This window comes from Nocardia sp. NPDC101769, assembly GCF_044766925.1.
Classification (GTDB): Bacteria; Actinomycetota; Actinomycetes; order Mycobacteriales; family Mycobacteriaceae; genus Nocardia.
Genome location: NZ_JBIWMX010000144.1, coordinates 1 through 1456, shown reverse-complemented (window position 1 = coordinate 1456; position 1456 = coordinate 1). Strand labels below are relative to the sequence as shown.

Here is a 1456-nt window from a genome sequence, read left to right as displayed (position 1 = left end):
TACTCCAGCCGTAGTTCGTGACCGTGTGGATTGCCTGGTCGGGGACGGTTGGGGGTGGTGTCGGCGTGTCGAGCCGGTGAAGGGCGGCCACCGCGGGATTCTGTCGAATTTGTGTGTAAGACAACTGAATCAGCGGTGGCCGCTGCGCACAGCGTAGCCGGTGACCGGTGGCGGGCAGGGTTCGACGCGTTGATGGGGCGTGTCGCCGGGCGGTTCCGACGAGTCGAGCCGCGCCGTACCGCGCGGGAGATGGTGGCCGGGCTGGCCTCGGAACTGCCGGAGAAGAACTGCTGGACACTGTCCGAGCACGCCGGGCACGACACCCCGGATGCCATGCAGCACTTGCTGTCTCGCGCCGTCTGGGATGCCGACGCGGTCCGCGACGACCTGCGCGACTACGTGGTGCAATCCCTCGGCGGCCGTGAGGCGATCCTCGTCATCGACGAGACCGGGGACGTGAAGAAGGGCACCACCACCGTCGGGGTGCAACGCCAGTACACCGGCACCGCCGGACGCATCGAGAACTCCCAAGTCGCAGTGTTTTTGACCTACTCCACCCGCCTGGGCCACACCCTCATCGACCGAGCCTTGTATCTGCCGAAGTCCTGGACCACCGACCCCGACCGCCGCGCGGAGGCGGGCATCCCCGATTCCGAGGAGTTCGCCACCAAACCCGCCCTCGCCCAAACGATGATCGATCGAGCCCTCGACGCCGGCGTGAGCGCGGCATGGGTGACCGGCGACGAAGTCTACGGCGCCGACCCGACATTGCGCAGCACGCTGGAAGCCCACGCAGTCGGCTACGTGCTGGCGATCGGCCGCGACCGGCGGGTGGCCACCGGCACCGGGCCGATCCGCGCCGACCGGCTCACCGCGGCGCTACCCGCCACAGCATGGCAGCCACTGTCGGCCGGTGACGGCGCGAAAGGCCCTCGCCTCTACGAGTGGGCCTGGATCACCCTCGACACCGACACCGCCGGGTATCGCTGGCTGCTCGTACGCCGCAACCCCGCCACCGGCGAACTGGCCTATTACCGCAGCTACTGCCCACACCAGGTGCCGCTATCGACCCTGGTCGGCGTCGCTGGGCGGCGCTGGGGAGTCGAAGAGGACTTCAAAGCCGGCAAGGGCCTGGCCGGACTGGATCAGCATCAGGTCCGCACCTGGCGGTCCTGGCATCGCTGGACCGTGCTGTCCATGCTCGCCCTGGCCCTGCTCACCATCCTCGCCGCCACCGAACCCACCCACAACCCCGAACCCCAGGATCTGATACCCCTGACACGCAACGAAATTCGCCATCTGCTCGCCACCGTGTTCCTGCCCCCGAACCACGACATCGGTCATCGGTTCCGCCGATCACGATGGCGACGACGCCACCAACACCGCGCCAAAACCAGCCACTACCAGCGACGACACAGCAAGACCTAACGATCACAAACTACGGCTGGAGTACTAG

Annotated in this window: 1 protein-coding gene; it reads left to right on the top strand. The window is 67.4% G+C overall.

Translation table 11 applies throughout. The features are described from left to right. Nucleotides 1-192: 192 nt before the first annotated feature. Nucleotides 193-1428 carry an IS701 family transposase gene (locus ACIRRA_RS46035; RefSeq protein WP_402782500.1) on the top strand — a complete coding sequence of 412 codons (1236 nt, stop codon included), beginning with the start codon at nt 193-195 and terminating at the stop codon, nt 1426-1428. Nucleotides 1429-1456 lie beyond the last annotated feature (28 nt).

What these genes read in the sequence shown, in the direction of transcription:
- ACIRRA_RS46035 (WP_402782500.1), top strand. Translation starts at nt 193, where the DNA reads ATGGGGCGTGTCGCCGGGCGGTTCCGACGAGTCGAGCCGCGCCGTACC.